The sequence below is a fragment of the Bacteroides sp. AM54-2NS genome (assembly GCF_003602935.1).
Lineage (GTDB): Bacteria > Bacteroidota > Bacteroidia > Bacteroidales > Bacteroidaceae > Bacteroides > Bacteroides xylanisolvens.
Map to the genome: position 1 here is coordinate 65859 of NZ_QTMZ01000025.1, position 14868 is coordinate 80726.

General features: G+C 41.2%; 13 protein-coding genes, 2 tRNA genes and 1 pseudogene. 4 read left to right on the plus strand and 12 right to left on the minus strand.

All coding sequences use genetic code 11. The annotated features are described in order from the left end of the window. Nucleotides 1-142: 142 nt before the first annotated feature. Nucleotides 143-1833: pseudogene (gadC, locus tag DXA05_RS15990) on the plus strand (putative glutamine/gamma-aminobutyrate antiporter GadC). 157 nt (nucleotides 1834-1990) lie between these two features. Here the strand turns inward: gadC and DXA05_RS15995 are convergent. Next, nucleotides 1991-3253, minus strand: coding sequence for a HAMP domain-containing sensor histidine kinase (locus tag DXA05_RS15995; RefSeq protein ID WP_074708281.1), 1263 nt, complete (start codon nucleotides 3251-3253; stop codon nucleotides 1991-1993). Between the two features lie 199 nt (nucleotides 3254-3452). Between DXA05_RS15995 and DXA05_RS16000 the strand changes: the two genes are divergently transcribed. The 3 genes from DXA05_RS16000 (at nucleotide 3453) to DXA05_RS16010 (ending at nucleotide 5357) form a co-directional block, all read left to right on the plus strand. Further along, nucleotides 3453-3525 (plus strand) — tRNA-Phe (locus DXA05_RS16000). Nucleotides 3526-3538: 13 nt separating this feature from the next. Beyond that, nucleotides 3539-3611 (plus strand) — tRNA-Pro (locus DXA05_RS16005). 108 nt (nucleotides 3612-3719) lie between these two features. Continuing rightward, complete coding sequence (locus DXA05_RS16010) at nucleotides 3720-5357, plus strand: alpha-galactosidase (RefSeq protein ID WP_118196765.1); 1638 nt, start codon at nucleotides 3720-3722, stop codon at nucleotides 5355-5357. 68 nt (nucleotides 5358-5425) lie between these two features. Here DXA05_RS16010 and DXA05_RS16015 read toward each other — a convergent pair whose 3' ends face one another. The 11 genes from DXA05_RS16015 to DXA05_RS16065 form a co-directional block, all read right to left on the minus strand. After that, complete coding sequence (locus tag DXA05_RS16015; RefSeq protein WP_008026530.1) at nucleotides 5426-6232, minus strand: hypothetical protein; 807 nt, start codon at nucleotides 6230-6232, stop codon at nucleotides 5426-5428. A 10-nt stretch (nucleotides 6233-6242) separates the two neighbouring features. Continuing rightward, a complete protein-coding gene (locus tag DXA05_RS16020; RefSeq protein WP_008026532.1) occupies nucleotides 6243-6611 on the minus strand; it encodes a GntR family transcriptional regulator in 369 nt (122 codons plus the stop codon). Nucleotides 6612-6622: 11 nt separating this feature from the next. Further along, nucleotides 6623-7474 carry a hypothetical protein gene (locus DXA05_RS16025; RefSeq protein ID WP_128859377.1) on the minus strand — a complete coding sequence of 284 codons (852 nt, stop codon included), beginning with the start codon at nucleotides 7472-7474 and terminating at the stop codon, nucleotides 6623-6625. A gap of 6 nt (nucleotides 7475-7480) precedes the next feature. Continuing rightward, nucleotides 7481-8326 (minus strand): ATP-binding cassette domain-containing protein, encoded by an 846-nt coding sequence (locus DXA05_RS16030; protein WP_004316565.1) that lies wholly within the window; start codon nucleotides 8324-8326, stop codon nucleotides 7481-7483. 171 nt (nucleotides 8327-8497) lie between these two features. Next, nucleotides 8498-9964 carry a tetratricopeptide repeat protein gene (locus DXA05_RS16035; protein ID WP_055236633.1) on the minus strand — a complete coding sequence of 489 codons (1467 nt, stop codon included), beginning with the start codon at nucleotides 9962-9964 and terminating at the stop codon, nucleotides 8498-8500. A 21-nt stretch (nucleotides 9965-9985) separates the two neighbouring features. Next, nucleotides 9986-10930, minus strand: a complete 945-nt coding sequence (locus DXA05_RS16040; RefSeq protein ID WP_055236630.1) for a substrate-binding domain-containing protein — start codon at nucleotides 10928-10930, stop codon at nucleotides 9986-9988. 3 nt (nucleotides 10931-10933) lie between these two features. Then, nucleotides 10934-11749: an energy transducer TonB gene (locus tag DXA05_RS16045; RefSeq protein ID WP_008026540.1), complete on the minus strand. Its 816-nt coding sequence runs from the start codon at nucleotides 11747-11749 to the stop codon at nucleotides 10934-10936. Between the two features lie 26 nt (nucleotides 11750-11775). Continuing rightward, entirely contained in the window at nucleotides 11776-12429 is a 654-nt protein-coding gene (locus DXA05_RS16050) for a biopolymer transporter ExbD (RefSeq protein WP_004316569.1), read from the minus strand. Nucleotides 12430-12444: 15 nt separating this feature from the next. Beyond that, a complete protein-coding gene (locus tag DXA05_RS16055) occupies nucleotides 12445-13050 on the minus strand; it encodes a biopolymer transporter ExbD (RefSeq protein ID WP_004316570.1) in 606 nt (201 codons plus the stop codon). Between the two features lie 33 nt (nucleotides 13051-13083). Next, nucleotides 13084-13881 carry a MotA/TolQ/ExbB proton channel family protein gene (locus DXA05_RS16060; protein ID WP_004306909.1) on the minus strand — a complete coding sequence of 266 codons (798 nt, stop codon included), beginning with the start codon at nucleotides 13879-13881 and terminating at the stop codon, nucleotides 13084-13086. A 155-nt stretch (nucleotides 13882-14036) separates the two neighbouring features. Further along, nucleotides 14037-14477, minus strand: coding sequence for a hypothetical protein (locus DXA05_RS16065; protein ID WP_008026543.1), 441 nt, complete (start codon nucleotides 14475-14477; stop codon nucleotides 14037-14039). Between the last annotated feature and the right edge of the window lie 391 nt (nucleotides 14478-14868).

Consider the following 14868-nt stretch of genomic DNA (forward strand, 5'->3'; position numbering starts at 1 on the left):
TCGAAACAGGTAAATCGGGGGTTACAATATCCCGTTCCGGCGATGTTAATTAACGAACTTTGAAAGAGATTGCGGAAACATCTCGCGCAAAATGTTGTTATAACACTGACTTTAAAATATTTTTCACTTAAAACCTTAACTTATGGCAAATATTAAAAATGCAGTGAAGCTGGGTGTGTTTACCCTTGCTATCATGAATGTTACGGCAGTAGTATCCTTGCGTGGACTACCAGCCGAGGCCGTATACGGAATGAGTTCGGCCTTCTATTATCTTTTTGCAGCTATTGTCTTTCTAATCCCTACATCGCTCGTTGCAGCCGAGTTGGCAGCGATGTTTCAGGATAAGCAGGGTGGTGTGTTCCGGTGGGTAGGCGAGGCCTATGGCAAGAAACTGGGATTCCTCGCCATCTGGGTGCAATGGATCGAAAGTACGATCTGGTATCCGACGGTATTAACGTTTGGTGCCGTATCTATTGCTTTCATCGGAATGAATGACGTACATGACATGTCATTGGCAAACAATAAGTATTATACGCTCGTCGTCGTACTTATCATCTATTGGCTGGCCACTTTCATCTCCCTGAAAGGTATGAGCTGGGTAGGTAAAGTAGCCAAAATCGGTGGTATGGTCGGTACCATTATCCCGGCCGGATTGTTGATTATCTTAGGAATCATTTACCTGGCAACGGGCGGACATTCCAATATGGATTTCAACAGTAGCTTCTTCCCCGACTTTACCAACTTCGATAATGTCGTTCTTGCTGCCAGTATCTTCTTGTTTTATGCCGGTATGGAAATGGGCGGTATCCACGTAAAAGACGTAGATAACCCTTCTAAAAACTATCCGAAAGCCGTATTTATCGGTGCGCTTATCACAGTGTTGATCTTCGTTTTGGGTACTTTCGCATTAGGTGTGATTATCCCTGCTAAAGACATCAACCTGACTCAAAGCCTGCTCGTCGGTTTCGACAACTATTTCAAATATATTCATGCTTCCTGGTTGTCACCAATCATTGCGGTCGCTCTTGCTTTCGGTGTATTGGCTGGTGTATTGACATGGGTTGCCGGTCCGTCCAAAGGTATATTTGCCGTAGGTAAAGCCGGTTATATGCCTCCGTTCTTCCAGAAAACAAACAAGCTGGGTGTACAAAAGAATATCTTGTTCGTACAGGGTATCGCTGTAACCGTATTAAGTTTGTTGTTTGTTGTTATGCCTTCCGTACAGAGTTTCTATCAAATTCTGTCACAGCTGACAGTTATTCTTTATCTGATTATGTACCTGTTGATGTTCTCCGGAGCTATCGCATTGCGTTATAAGATGAAGAAACTCAACCGTCCGTTCCGTATCGGTAAATCCGGCAACGGCCTGATGTGGTTTGTTGGCGGTCTTGGCTTCTGCGGATCATTACTTGCCTTTATTCTTAGCTTCATCCCGCCCAGCCAGATTTCTACCGGTAGCAACACCGTTTGGTTCTCCGTACTAATTATCGGTGCAATTATCGTTGTCGTTGCTCCGTTTATTATCTACGCTTCCAAGAAACCGTCTTGGGTAGATCCTAATTCCAATTTCGAACCGTTCCATTGGGAAGTTCAGGCTCAACCTGCCACGGCAAATGTTAGTGCAAGCAGCGTTAATGCTCCGCGTCCTGCTAATGCAACTTCTGCACACACAGGAGGAACAACTGGGACAAGCACAACTAACCCCGGGGCAACCGCTTCTAATGCAGCAACTTCAGGCACAGCATCCTCCGGTTCAGCTCCTTCGGAAGTTCCTCTGCCAGCAAAGCATCTCCGGGAACCGGAGACAAAGATAAGGATGCACCTAAGTCGTAAAGACTAAACATTCATCCTGTTCATCAAGAAGTTCAAGACAATTCGAAAAGCCTTGAATTTATAAAATCACCCTCACTACAGTCAAGTGAAGCATCTCCAAAAGTCAGATTTAACACTTTTGAGATACACTTTACAACTGTAGTAAGGGCGATTTACTTTATGGCTGTGGCTTAATCAATTCCGGCTTAATCACCCTCGGCAACACAAAGCTGAAAGTAGATCCCCGGTTGACCTTCGAATCGAGTTCGAGGTTTCCACCCAGATTTTGGATAATCGTTTGCGAAAGAGTCAGCCCAAGTCCCGTCCCTTGCATTTCACGGTCGAGTTTTATGAAACGTGAGAATATCTTTTTCTGGTCTTCTTCCGGTATACCAATGCCTGTGTCGGACACAAAAAAGTAAACTTCTTCCATTCCTTCCAAGCGGCACCCGAAACGGATTTCACCCGACGCAGTAAATTTCATCGCATTATGTAAGAGGTTAGACAATACCTGAATGATACGTTCCCGTTCCGAATACATTATAATAGGTTGTACATGCGCCTCACAAATCAATTTTACCGACGAGTTATTCAATTTCGTCTTAAATATTCCGTCCAACTCTCTCAACAAATCATTGACATCAAACTCCGTATAAACGAAATCTATCGTCCCCGACTCTATTTGAGAAAGATCGAAAATATCATTCACCAGGCGCAACAATCGTTCATTATTCTCTGCGAGAATATCAGCATACATTTTTCTTTCCTCTTCGCCGGAAGCCGACACCATCAAACCGGAAAATCCGACAATAGCATTGAGCGGTGTACGAACTTCGTGACTCATATTAGCAATGAAGGCAGATTTCAATTTCTCGGCAGAGATGGAATGTTCTTTTTCAATGGTCAGTAACCTTTGCACATTTTTCAGTTCTGTCACATCATAAACAGTCAACACCATATAATCTTGGCCATGAATATTCAAATAAGTACCCGATACTGATACATCGCAAGGAGTCACTGTCATTTCATCCTCACTCAACAACTTCATCGAAGCTTCCAGATTCTTAAAACTTGCTTTCTTATAAAAAGCCTTACCGATAGACGCACGAATACAACATAGTTTACACTGTTCGTGCTGACCACATTCACCGGCTGCTATCGCGTTTCTACAATGCAACAAATCCCCCACTCTTTTTGTAACTCCACCTACCTGAACAGGCAGACGGTTCAAAGAATAATAATTGGTGTCACAGACTACAAAATCCTTGTCAATCAATAAGAAGTAGGCATTGATGTTCTGCAAAACCAAAGCCAACTTCTTAAGTTCATTCTCTTTATTTTCTTTCGAATGTACCTCTTTTTGAAGTGACTGGCACTTTGCCCACACATAAATGAGGGTAGCTGATAGAACTATTATAATGATAATTGCCAGTGATGACATAGGATTAGAGTGTTTATAATGTTTTGATAGTTTCAGTGCGTAAATTTATAAAATATGCTGCATAAATAATGAGTTATCTACATATTTATTCTAACACAAATACATTAATATTTTCATCGGTCAGAATTTGGCGAAATTTTCCCGCGAAGTTATTGCGGTATTAAAAAATATACTTATCTTTGCACCCGCAAACGAGAAAGGTGCCATAGCTCAGTTGGTAGAGCAAAGGACTGAAAATCCTTGTGTCCCCGGTTCGATTCCTGGTGGCACCACTTCTTAAGCAATCGGAATGTAGCGCAGTTGGTAGCGCACTACGTTCGGGACGTAGGGGTCGGGCGTTCGAGTCGCCTCATTCCGACAAAATAAAGGGTAGCTTTCTGGATTACAGTAAGTTACCCTTTAATTTTATTTAGTCACCGGGACGAAATCGGGACGGCAATGCAAGAAAATACCAACCTATTATATCATGAAAAACAGGATTTATCTCTTTACAGTAGCAGTAGCTTCTTTTATGTGCATCAGTTGTACAAAGACTCAAACCACTCTTTCGGAAAATGAAAAGGCAGTCAATCCTCCTATCATGGGATGGAGTTCATGGAATGCGTTTCGTGTAGACATCAGTGAAGACATTATCAAACACCAGGCTGACCTAATGGTGGAAAAAGGTCTGAAAGATGTCGGATATCATTATGTCAATGTTGATGATGGCTATTTCGGAAAACGTGACGACAACGGAATAATGCTTGCAAATGAAAAACGCTTCCCGAACGGCATGAAACCGGTGGCGGATCATATTCACAGCCTGGGAATGAAAGCCGGCCTTTATACCGATGCGGGTAATAGTACGTGTGGTTCCATGTGGGACAATGACACTGCAGGTATAGGAGCAGGTATCTACGGGCATGAACCACAAGACGCCCAATTATACTTTGGCGACTGGGGTTTCGACTTTATCAAAATTGACTATTGCGGAGGAGATGCGCTGGGACTTAATGAAAAGGAACGCTACACTTCAATCCGGAACAGTATAGACAAAGTGAACAAAGATGCTTCCATCAATATCTGCCGATGGGCCTTCCCGGGTACTTGGGCCAAAGACGCAGCAACCTCCTGGCGTATCAGCGGTGATATTAACGCACACTGGGGCTCATTAAGATATGTAGTCGGCAAGAATCTTTACCTGTCTGCCTATGCCGGCAACGGACATTACAATGACATGGACATGATGGTTATCGGATTCCGTAACGACAGCAAAGTGGGCGGACAAGGTCTTACCCCGACAGAAGAAGAAGCTCATTTCGGTTTATGGTGTATCATGAGCTCTCCTTTGCTTATTGGATGTAACCTGGAAAACATACCGGAATCTTCTCTCGAGCTGCTGAAAAACAAAGAATTGATTGCCCTCAACCAAGACCCGCTGGGTTTGCAAGCATACGTAGCGCAACATGAAAATGAAGGTTATGTACTTGTGAAAGATATTGAGCAGAAACGTGGAAACGTACGTGCTGTGGCTCTCTACAATCCTTCCGATACCGTATGCAGTTTCTCCGTCCCGTTCTCTTCATTGGAATTTGGAGGAAACGTAAAAGTACGTGATCTCGTAAAACATAACGATTTAGGCAGCTTCTCCGGCACATTCGAACAAACGCTTCCGGCACACAGTGCCATGTTCCTCCGTATGGAAGGCGAAACCCGTCTGGAACCGACTCTGTACGAAGCAGAATGGGCTTACTTGCCTCTTTTCAATGACCTAGGTAAAAATCCTAAAGGTATTCTTTATGCCAATGACAAAGAAGCTTCCGGCAAAATGAAAGTAGGTTTCCTGGGTGGACAACCGGAAAATTATGCCGAATGGAAGGAAGTGTATAGCGGAGATGGCGGACGCTACAACATGACTATCCATTACTCATACGGTAAAGGACGCCAGATAGAACTGGATGTCAACGGCATTATTACCAAAATAGATTCTCTGAGAGAGGATAATAACCATAACAAAATCACAGTTCCCGTTGAACTAAAAGCAGGATATAACACCATTCGCATGGGTAATAGTTACAACTGGGCACCGGATATCGATTGCTTCACTCTGACAAAAGCATTGTAATAACCATATAAAAAAGGAGTAAAATATGATAAATACATCTTTACTCCTTTTTTAATCTATATGCCAGTTTATTCTATCATCGTCACACAGGCTTTTTCGGTCAAAGTTACCTGTAATTTGGCATCATCCTTTTCAGGAATCCAAAACATACGTTTGCACTCTCCTTTTTGAAGTTTCACATTCCCATTGTGACCTGTCAAGTATTCCGTATCAATCCGACATTCTTGCACATTTACAGACCAATTATCCATCATATTCAGATTCAAATGCAGATTATTGATCTTACCACTCTGAAATTCCACATTCCTGCCACTCCTGGCAACATGCAAAGCTCTAAAATCGCACGAATCCACTTGCATAGAATTAGAAGTATTAATGGAAAGAGAATCCTTTGTCAAATTTTTAAGAACAATCTTTTGCATATAAATATCATTTACAACACATTCCACTTCTTGCGTCAGATTCAGTTGCATGTCTCCCGTTATCATCGCTACATATCTGGCTTCCTTTAACTCTTGCAGGAGTTTATCCAGCGGATAGTCCAAAAGAATTTTCAACGTATCCCCCATGACAGTCATTTTCAGATAGTCATTTACTTTCTGCGAACAGGAAAATTCATTTTTCTCTCCTTTTGAAGGCAGCACTCGCAAAAAAGAATTTGCCAGCCAGACACTACATTCTTCTGTATGCATCTCCGTTTGAGCAAGCCATATTACCCGGCAAGCCGGGATTTCTTTGGTTAGCTGCTCTCCTTGCAGATTTATTTGATTGGAAAAGTGCGGCCTCCCCAGACAATACATCACAAACATTCCGCCTACCAGCACACAAAGTCCGGCTACAAAAAGCCCAATTAATATATAAGTTGTACGTTTCATAATATTTGTTTTACTTTTCTTTTTTACAAAATTCCCGGTACATATCGGTTATCTCTTTGATAGGAATATCCAGTGTCTTAATCTGCTTGAAGAAGTAATCCAGTTCTTCTTTCAAAAAAGTATTCTTCCGCAAAGAATGAATCAGTTCCCTTGCACCGGTAGAGACAAAATAACCAATGCCGCGTTTATTATAAATAATATTCTGTGACTGAAGATAATCAAATGAGCGCATCACTGTATTGGCATTTACTTCCACAATAGCGGCATATTCTCTGACAGAAGGGATGCGTTCCTCTTCCCCAAATTGCCCCAGAAGTATCTCATCACAGATCCTATCAGCGATCTGCAGATAAATGGCTTTACTTTCTTTAAAATTCATAGGCTAGAGTATTACATACGTTGAATAATCTCGGACTCCTTAAAACGAAAAAAGGCAAGTACCCAATTAACCAATGCAAAAAACATAAAGGCTATGGTTCCTAAGGTGAAAACTTGTTGCTCCGTGAAAGAAGAAAAAATATAGCCGTAATCTTTATTGTTGTTTCCATGAAATAGCATATTACCCGTCAACATTCCCATCAATACATAAATCAGAACAATGATTGTAACCGAAACAAAAGTTTTAAGAAAAGAGTTCTTCGGCCAAACAGAACTACCTAATACGAACAATGACTGCACAAAGCAATATATAGAAAGGACTAATATCAACTGATACGTTTCATTGAATAAAAACCACCGTTTCCCGCTACCGACTAAATCTCCCAGATTGACAGGGAGTATCACCTCTTTTACCTCCGGATAGATAAGCGAATAAACCATTACTCTTGTATAATCAGCCAATTTAAAAGCAATCAAAAAAACAACTAAAAATACGATAGTTGATATCAGCCAACGGGAAAAAAACTTCTCGAAAGGAGTGGACGGTGTCATTAATGTGGATAGCCGACTAGTCTTATTCTTCATCTTCTCCATCACCAGCGATGCACTTAAGCACCCGAAAACAAATAGAAACCACAAAAAAGCCATCAATATAAATCCCCATGCAGGATCGGTATTTGCATGACGAATAAAATAAACCGAATCGTGATAATTATATTGAGTATATCCGTTCCAAACCAATACCACCGCCATCACTCCATACATCAACACCATACGAAGCACATTCGATCTCCAACTCTCTACCATCTCCTTACGGCAAAGATTCATAAAACGAGGCAAACTGAAAAAAGTATCTTTTATCATCGTCTTTTATTTTTGAGTGTGAAACAATCGGGCTATCTCTTCAGGAGCAGCCAACGTAGCATTAAAAAGAAGTTCCAGATTTAATTCCGATTCTTCCTGTTCTTCGTTAGGAAGTATCAGGTAATTCCCCTGAATAGTAGGGATTGCGAAAAGAGCATTTTTCGCCAGTTCCCGATTGTCACTCTCCACAAAGAAAAGTTTGTCGCAAATATTACTTGTAGATTCATCCAGCAACACACGGCTGTCATCCATAATCAATACATGATCGAGCACCTTATCAATGTCACGAACCTGATGCGTAGAAATTACAATCGTCTTATCATCCGACATGCCCGATGCTATAAACTTACGGAACTGACTTTTACCGGGAATATCCAGCCCGTTGGTCGGCTCGTCCATCAACAAAAGAGAAGTGTTTGTAGCAAGCGCAAAGCTCATGAATACTTTCTTTTTCTGTCCCATAGAAAGTGATCCGAGATCAATATCTATATCCATTTCAAAATAATGGAGATATTTAATCATCTCCTCCTTGCTGAAACGGGGATAAAAAGGACTGTTCAACTCCACATAGCTAACCAGAGAGACTGAAGGTAATTCAAACTCTTCGGGAACTAAAAACATATCCTGCAAAGTAACCGGTAACCGTCGGCGCACATCTGTATCGTGAAACACCACTTTGCCGTTTTTAGGAGTCAATAACCCGGACATCAGATAGAGAAGAGTAGACTTTCCCGCGCCATTCTTTCCCAACAGTCCATATACCCTGCCGGACTCGAACGAAAGCGAAAAATCATGTAATACCGCACGCTTCGATTTACGATAAGTAAATGAAAGATTTTCTACTGTAATCATAGCATTTCTGTTTAATGAACAATGTTTCTTAGTGTATTAGTGTAATAGTACACCGCAAATGTAGGCAATCTTTTGAATATTCCAATAGAAAAGGAGAAAAAAGTGCAAAAAAAGGAGGAGCTAAGATCACTCTCCACTCCTCCTGTCACGACAAACAACTAAAATTATTCACTATTTGATGCCGTCCAATGCCCTTTTAGCAGTAGCATTAGCGGGGTCTATAGCCAGAATTTTATTCCAGTATTCTATGGATTTATCTTTATTAGCCTTTGCTTCGGCCTTCAATGCCGGATTCTCGATCGCTAACAAATAGTAATATCCAAGATAACTGTAACATTCAACCAAAGCTGAATTGTAATGAGGATCATTTTTGCTTTCCAATAAAGCAGCCACTTCCTCATAGAAAGGTTTCGCAAGTCCTTGAGTGGTTTCAGGGTCCAGTGCTGAATTGGCACGAGCTCTCCAGAAGTTACCCAAGTAGCTATCCGGTGCTGCTTCTGCAATTGCATGGAAAACAGAATCGGCGGACATCAACGCCTGCTTGCGTTCTTCAACAGTGATTGTCAATGAATCAGGTTGCGTACCAGCACCGTAATAAAGTCTACCAACCTGAAACTGTAAGTCCGGAGTCTGTTTTTCTTTATCAAGGGATGAATAATATTTCTGGTAAGCACTGATTGCTTTTTTATAATCATTCTTCTGTTCGTAAGCAGAAGAGATATTTTTATATAAATCCGTCTTTTTCGGATCCATCTTTACCGCTTTCTCATATTGTATTACTGCATCATCATATTTTTTCAGACTTTCCAGCAAGTGCCCATAATACATATAATCCAAATAAGAATAATCGGCTTTTTCACATTCATTGAAGAAGATGTCCGCTGCCTTTATCGCTTCATCAAAACGCTTCAGGTCAGTATAGTTATACATTGCCAGACGGTTGAACGCAGCATGATGGGCATTCTTTTGTAATCCCATATTAGCCACTTCGAGCGATTTCTCAAAATCATGGTTCAAAAATAAAGCAAACGCATACTTCACCAAATCTTCTTCCGTAGCAGTAGGCCCCATTGCAAAATTCGCATAAGCTTCTGCCGCTTTACTAAAATCATTTTTTAAATAATAAATCTCGGCTAGTTTTTTGTCTACGGCTGTGTTGGACGGTTCCAGGGCTTTCAATTGGTTCAGCTTTTCAATAGCAAGACTTGCATTGGCTGATTTATAAACATCTGCATATTTCAGATAAGCTTCCGTACATTTCGGATCGAAATAAATCGCTTCTTCATATTTCTGAGAAGCGAGACCCGCATTTTTCTGCTTCATGGCAATATTTCCTTCCAATACAGAAGCAAGAGCCGATTTACCATTCGCTTTTCTGGCAAGAGTTGCATATTCTTGCGCTTCGGGAAGTTTGTCAGCATCCAGATACGTATTTCCAATAGCTACCAAAAGTTCCACATTCTTTTTATTCTTTCCTTTAATCAGATGCTCGGCTTCTTCAGCAGCCTGTGCCGGATTCGTCTGAATAGTTTCTTTCAATTTGGCAACTTCCGCCTGCCATTCGGCATCGGTTGATTGCGCACAGAGCGACCCTACTGCTATAAACGCTCCAGCTAAAAACATTTGTACTCGTTTCATGATAGTCTCTAATTTTAGTTATTATTCGTCTTTCACGTGGACAATACGCACCGGCTGTGTAGCCGGAACAAGTCCGGATTTTAATATAATCCGCTGCCCCTTGTCGGATGTCATAAAAGAAGCAAATCCCCAGGGCAGCCCACTGCGAGGATCGTTCAGTAATGCATAGATGGATCGTGCCAGCGGATAATTACCATAGAACAGATAGGCCTGATAAGGCTTATAGCTGTTCGCAGGAGTTGCCACATCTTCAGCACTGACTGCCATCACTCTGATCTCTTCACGAAAAGAAAGATTGGTCGTATCACTGCGGTTCCCCAGCCAGTTTACTCCAATAACTCCCATGGCATCAGGATTCTTCACTACATAGTCTATCACCTGCTGGTTGGTTTTCAAGGCACTGACGTTACCTTCAGCCAACGGTTTCCCACCACAGATTGAGTCCATTGCAAAACGTACGGTACTGGAATTCTTATTATCGAACACCACCTGAATCCCCTTCAAGCGGGAATCCGGATTTACCTCTTTCCAGTTTTTCACCTCACCGGTGAGGATGCGGCGAAAATCACGTACACTCAACAAAGAATCCGGATTAGCACGATTCACGATCAATGCCAGACCATCCGTTGCCAATTTTATCTCGCGAGGGAAAAATTTACGGCTGTGGAATGAATTCATTTCTTCCTTAGTCAGTGTCCGGGTTGCAATAGCCAACCGGACACTGTCTTTCAGAAGTAAATTAATCGCTTCCACTTCAGTTGTGTAGCGAGGAACAATCCCAGCCAAAGGGTAAAGGTTTTCAAACACCTCTATCTCTTCTTGTATGATAGGTTCGAAACTTTCATCCGCCGCGATAGTTACCACACCGGAAGAATAAGTATCCGTCGGTCCTTTCGATTTTGAATTACAAGCACTCAACACCACCAACGCTACGAGTCCTATCAGCCTAAATTGTCTCTTCATCATCTTTTATTGTAATCTAAACATTACCGGAACGGTGAACTTCACACGTACCGCTTTTCCATTCTGTTTACCAGGGAGCCATTTCGGCATGCTTTTTACCACACGCACAGCTTCCTTATCCAGATAAGGGTCTACACCACGAGCCACACGCACATCAGTGATAGAACCATCACGTTCCACAACGAACTGTATAATAACGCGACCTTGTGTTCCATTCTCCTGTGCAATAGTCGGATATTTGATGTTCTTACCCAAGTAAGCCATCAACTCCTGTTGACCACCGGGGAAAGTCGGCATCTGTTCTACCATATCGAAAACCTTTTCCGGTTCCGGTGCAGCCTGTGTCACCACCTGCTTAAGGTCAGCAATATCTTTACCATTCGCCTCGTCGTTACCTTTTACGTCGGCAATAGAGATGGATACTTTAGTAGCATTCAAATCCTCCTGGCTCTTGATCTCATTATCTTCATGCACCTCTTCATCTTTCTTGATGACAGGAGCAGTAAACTTGATAGAACTCTTCAGTGCAGGGGGAGGAGGCGCCACCGGCTCAACCCGTTTCATCTCTTCCTGTTTGATTTCCGGTTCTGCCAATTTCGACAAGGTAGTCACCTCTGTCATCACTTCTTTCTGCTCCGGAGTTGCCAACTTAAGCAGTGTAGGGATGCTAAATCCGACTGCCGCTATGATTACCACAATCAACATGGCGACATTGTGTCGTTTTGTTGAATTGGCACGCATTCTATATGCTCCGTATGCCTGGTTCTTGCCTTCAAAAATCAGTTGACACCATTCCGAAGAAGCTAAATCTAATTTTGCCATTTTACTTTTCTTTTTTGGGTGTTACATCAATTATCGGCTAAGTTCTGTGACAATCCACCTTTCGCATCAAAATTCTTGATTAAGAATTCATCAGCTTCCGCAATGTCTGTTATCACATATTTACCAATATTACATATCTGCATTTCGTCCAGCGCGTCAATCAGATTCATATAAGAAGCGTCATCCGTAGCTTTAATAATTACGGTCGGGGTATCCTTTCCGCTCTTTATCTCGGAAACCTGCTTCTTAAATTCGTCATCCGTTATCTTAAGATCCAATTTCTGTTGTTTCAATTCTCTTACTTTATTGACAGCAACAGCATTTTTCTGAAGAAGTACGGCACGCAGTCCATTTGCACCGTAGCTAGTTTCTTTCAACGAGGTATAGTCCTTATAATTAGGTTCTCCCTCATAATAATAGAGTTTATTATCAGGCCCCAGCAATAGTGTAATTGCCTGTGAAGCCTTCACCATACTCTTCTGGTTTTCAGTAATATCTTTGTCATTACTCGGCATGCTTATTTCCATCGTCTGAGGTTTGCTCAGTGTGGTACAAAGCATAAAGAAAGTAATCAGCAACATGTTCATGTCCACCATCGGTGTAAAGTCCACCCGGACAGTTATCTTTTTTTGCTTGCTCTTTCCTCTTTTTCCGCCGCTCTCTTGTACTTCAGCACTCATTGTATTTCCTCCTTTTTAATTTTCAGATTCTGCTTTGAGAGAAGTAATCAGATTGTACCGATTTTCCCGCAAATCCTGAAGTGAGTTCATAACGTTCTTTATCACTGAGTATGGAGTCGTAGCGTCTGCCTTGATGGCAATACGTAGATCAGCGTTAGCAGTACGTGCATTACGTACCCACGATTTAAACTGATTATCAACACTATCGCATGGAATACCTTCATTCTTAAGGATCTTATCCCGTTGATCTTCGGGGAGATCAAGATATTTCTGCATACTTCTGATAGGCACTCCAAAAGTAGAAGACAACATAAATCTCTTCTCTTGTTCCGGAGTAAACTTAATGCCATACTCTTCACCCATGCTCTCCAAGACAGCCTGCATATCCTGCTGCTTGTCGAGGCTCATAAATATTTTTCCTTCCGGATCAACCAGAATCTGGAGTACATTAGTCTCCGGAATCTTGATTTCCGATACAGAAGCCGGAGTGGTAACTTGCACTGGTTCCTTCTTCACAAATGTTGATGTCAACATAAAGAAAGTCAGAAGCAATACAGTAACGTCACTCATAGCGGTCATATCTATGAACGTACTTTTCTTTTTAATTTGCGCTCTACCCATGATTAATAATAGATTTTATAAGGGTTCGCAGAATTAGTGAGTAGCTGCAAAAGTTTGCACGATAGAGAATCCGACTTCGTCGAGTCCGTAAGTCAATTTATCAATTTTGTTAGTGTAATAGTTGTAAGAGATAACAGCCAATGCACCAGTCAAGATACCGAAAGCAGTGTTAATCAAAGCTTCAGAGATACCTTGTGACAAAGCCATAGAGTCAGCACCACCACCAGCAGACAAAGCAGCAAATGAACGGATCATACCGATTACAGTACCGAGCAATCCCATCAATGTACCTAGAGTGGTGATGGTAGCGATAATCGGAAGATTTTGTTGCATCATCGGCATTTCCAAAGCAGTAGCCTCTTCAAGTTCTTTCTGGATAGCCAACAGCTTCTGTTCTTTAGGAAGAGATGTGTTCTTTTCCATTTCTTCATACTTACGCAAAGTAGAAGTTACTACGTTAGCAACAGATCCACGTTGTTTGTCACAGATTTCCTGTGCTTTCTTCATGTCGCCGGCAGCTAAAGCGTCTTTGATGTTAGCTACAAATTTAGACAATGAACCTTTACCGAAAGCAGAACGAAGAGCGAAATAACGTTCGATGCTCAAAGCAAGTACGGTTAACAACAATGTCTGGATAATAGGCACGATGATACCACCTTTGTAAATAGTACCCAACATGTTCAACGGGTGATTGTTAGGGTCATTGTTCATAAAGTTGGACGGGTTACCTAATAGGAATTGGAAGATACATACAGCTATTACTAAACAGCAGATGATTACGATACCGGCATTTTTTATACCTACAACTTGAGTTTTTTTAGTAGTTTCCATAATAAGTTTTTTTGTTAAGAAATTAATTTTAGTTATTTAGGAAGTAAAAATTTCGATTAGGCACACTGCGCTACAGACCCTGCAACTTTTAAAAGGAAAAAGTCACACAGTTCATACAGAGTACGAAAAAAAAACGGATAATAGGGGGAAATAAACTAAATAAGGATATGTCTTAGAGCGAACACATAGTAATCGCTACACGTAATGGAGTAATGTGGATCCTTATCCGAATAAAAAGATTTACTTTGATCTAATACTAAAGAATTCTCTCTTAACACGAGAAACTTATGCATAACGTCTTTCAAGGAGTCATTGATTTCAATGATTCTACGCAGGCGATAATTATTAGAGTTTGATTCAGTTACTAATTTAAATCCTAATTCTACATCAGAAATAGTTAATGACTGCGAGTTATCATAACTAACCGACTGATTATCTACAGAAGAATTACGATTAACATCAGAAGACGATTCTGACAGTTGACAAGAAGCTTCACAGTTTGAAGCATAAGCCGAAAAATTCATAGCATTTCCACCCATGCTAAAAGATAGCATCAGCAGAACAAAAGCTAATATGAATTTCGGCGAAAGTTTCATTGTATTTTTAGTTGTTTAAATCGTTCGTTACAGATTCGGCGACAAATGTAGCAATAAAATGTACACGAGTATCATTGTTCACATCATTTAAGCATAAAAATTTGTCTCTACTATAAGAACAAGTTCTAAAGTGTTTTGTTCTAGGGAACATCATTTTAATTTGTTAAAAAAAGCATCTCTATTGAACAAACTATTATGAGGTTTGTATCTGCTAAAAAGGGCGGTATAAATACCAAAGTACCATTGATAAATCAAAAAACAGAAATTTTGCAAAGTACCCAAAACAGAAAGCCCCTTGATTCGTTGCTGAATCAAGGGGCTTCTCTAAAAACGGCGGCTACCTACTCTCCCACTGTTACGCAGTACCATCGGCGTGACGAGGCTTAACTTC

What these genes read in the sequence shown, in the direction of transcription:
- DXA05_RS16065 (WP_008026543.1), bottom strand. Translation starts at nt 14,477, where the DNA reads ATGAAACTTTCGCCGAAATTCATATTAGCTTTTGTTCTGCTGATGCTA.
- DXA05_RS16050 (WP_004316569.1), bottom strand. Translation starts at nt 12,429, where the DNA reads ATGAGTGCTGAAGTACAAGAGAGCGGCGGAAAAAGAGGAAAGAGCAAG.
- DXA05_RS16015 (WP_008026530.1), bottom strand. Translation starts at nt 6,232, where the DNA reads ATGAAACGTACAACTTATATATTAATTGGGCTTTTTGTAGCCGGACTT.
- DXA05_RS16060 (WP_004306909.1), bottom strand. Translation starts at nt 13,881, where the DNA reads ATGGAAACTACTAAAAAAACTCAAGTTGTAGGTATAAAAAATGCCGGT.
- DXA05_RS16020 (WP_008026532.1), bottom strand. Translation starts at nt 6,611, where the DNA reads ATGAATTTTAAAGAAAGTAAAGCCATTTATCTGCAGATCGCTGATAGG.
- DXA05_RS16030 (WP_004316565.1), bottom strand. Translation starts at nt 8,326, where the DNA reads ATGATTACAGTAGAAAATCTTTCATTTACTTATCGTAAATCGAAGCGT.
- DXA05_RS16055 (WP_004316570.1), bottom strand. Translation starts at nt 13,050, where the DNA reads ATGGGTAGAGCGCAAATTAAAAAGAAAAGTACGTTCATAGATATGACC.
- DXA05_RS16035 (WP_055236633.1), bottom strand. Translation starts at nt 9,964, where the DNA reads ATGAAACGAGTACAAATGTTTTTAGCTGGAGCGTTTATAGCAGTAGGG.
- DXA05_RS15995 (WP_074708281.1), bottom strand. Translation starts at nt 3,253, where the DNA reads ATGTCATCACTGGCAATTATCATTATAATAGTTCTATCAGCTACCCTC.
- DXA05_RS16040 (WP_055236630.1), bottom strand. Translation starts at nt 10,930, where the DNA reads ATGATGAAGAGACAATTTAGGCTGATAGGACTCGTAGCGTTGGTGGTG.
- DXA05_RS16045 (WP_008026540.1), bottom strand. Translation starts at nt 11,749, where the DNA reads ATGGCAAAATTAGATTTAGCTTCTTCGGAATGGTGTCAACTGATTTTT.
- DXA05_RS16025 (WP_128859377.1), bottom strand. Translation starts at nt 7,474, where the DNA reads ATGATAAAAGATACTTTTTTCAGTTTGCCTCGTTTTATGAATCTTTGC.
- DXA05_RS16010 (WP_118196765.1), top strand. Translation starts at nt 3,720, where the DNA reads ATGAAAAACAGGATTTATCTCTTTACAGTAGCAGTAGCTTCTTTTATG.